This window comes from Halovenus aranensis (genome assembly GCF_900100385.1).
Taxonomy (GTDB): Archaea; Halobacteriota; Halobacteria; order Halobacteriales; family Haloarculaceae; genus Halovenus; species Halovenus aranensis.
Window position 1 is genome coordinate 1 of the sequence record NZ_FNFC01000049.1, and the last position, 1,883, is coordinate 1,883.

Below are 1,883 nucleotides of genomic sequence, written 5' to 3' on the forward strand. Positions count from 1 at the left end.
AACATTGTTCGTCGGGTGACGTGTCTGCGTCACCCTTGCCTGCTGTGACTTCCAGCTACTACGCCAGTTCACCAACAATCCTCTACAGAAGAGCGTCGTGGTAAAAATATTTCTTGATCACATGCCTCTCTATCAGGTGGTCAAACACTTTTGATCATCTACTCAGAATTTAGACTGAACGCATTTGCTGATATTCCACGGGCGGATGAATAGGTACTACTAGTTCTCTCTCATATATAACACGACGTCACCGTTATCGTATCCGCGGTGATACTCTTGACGTCTGTCGAGTGTTTTTTCCGGGTCCCACTCAAGATAATACGGACCACCTCTGAATAAATATATATCTAACTCCGGACGGATAGCTACCGACTCATATCCTCGATCAGCGAGATCCCCAATTAAATAGCCATCCCTGTCCATCCATTCTAAGAGGCGCGGGAACTTTGACCCCTGCTGGTGCTGGTCTGGCCGATACTCTGCTGCTTGTGGTATATCTGACACCTGGTAAGCATAGAAGTAATCCCTTACAACTATGTTGGGGACCCGATCGTATCGGAACTCATCAGCCTTGATCTCAGCGTTATTGAGATAATACCGTGGTTCATCTGGATGATCAATTGTCGTCGGCGGGGCCATAAATTGTGATACGATTATTATTCCGATCAGACCAATCACAAGGATGGAATTCGCTAGTGTTATGAAAAATGTACGGTTGTATAATATGGTTCGAGCAAAGATCCAGATTCCACCACCGACTAACACCACAACAACAAGCTCAGCAAGGAGCATATTTCGCCGGAGTGATCCCGCTGGTGTTACTGTTCCGACAACTACCAAAACAGCTGTAACACCACTTGCCGACAGGAGAATATTTAATTTATTTGATGAGTATGAAGATCTGATGAAGAGCCACATCCATACAATGCCTCCAATCCCAAGTAAAAGGATCACACCAATGCGGTTCATCGCTCGCGTAGTGAAAGGGGGTATTGCGGATGTCGCAGCGGGGGCGTAGAGGTCTCTCCCAGCCCCAAAACCAATATCTCCGGAAAGAGCCTGGGATATGTATGTAATCATTACTCTGAGGAAGTCCGTTAAATAGAGGAATTGCAGACTTACTATTATCCCGACAACTAAGATGAGGGTGACGTCAGACCCCCGTGTGGAGTACGTGAGCGGCTTTTGATCGATAAATCTAATCAACAAAAATACACAAAAAACTAACAAGAAAGCAAAGATTGGAAGTTTATGAGTGAACATTGCAGCCAGCGAAAAGACACCGATTACTGCCGACCAATTATAGCGGTTTGATGGATTTTCTACGTACATTATGAACCCAATTAATAGAGCGATAAAAAATAACGCTCCTACCATGCTGGGAACCGGCCAGTAACTAAACTGTATATGAGATACCCCTACACTTGCAAATACAGCTGCAATTGTCGCAACAACCTGATTACCTACTCCCGGCCATGACCGGCTACCGAACACAAAGACAAGAAGTGGTACTAATAATCCGCTTACAACGGTCCATATCGCCATTCCGTTGTGGACAGATGTTTCGGAGATCAGAGTAAAAGTCACCGTAAAGATTTGGAAGACAGGTGCAACATCATAAAATGGGATATTGAGTGGGTCAATTGACCCTGTATTGAGTATGAGCTGGACTTGAACAGCAAATGCGTTCGGATCTATCCCGATAATACGGGGCGCAAAAGATGTAATGACAAGACGATACGAAATAGCAACGAAACAGACAAGTCCTATAAGGTAAGGAACATAGGTACGGTCCCAGAGGACGGGGATGACCCCGACAGTAAGAGCCATCACCGTTGTAATCTGGAGAATTGGGTATGGAGATCCGATCGCTTTGGTTATAA

The 1,883-nt window shown here is 45.2% G+C and carries 1 protein-coding gene; it reads right to left on the bottom strand.

The features are described 5' to 3' along the window. Positions 1–219: 219 nt before the first annotated feature. The coding region (locus BLR34_RS16530; protein ID WP_218120933.1) for a hypothetical protein at positions 220–1,883 on the bottom strand (1,664 nt) is incomplete at its 5' end.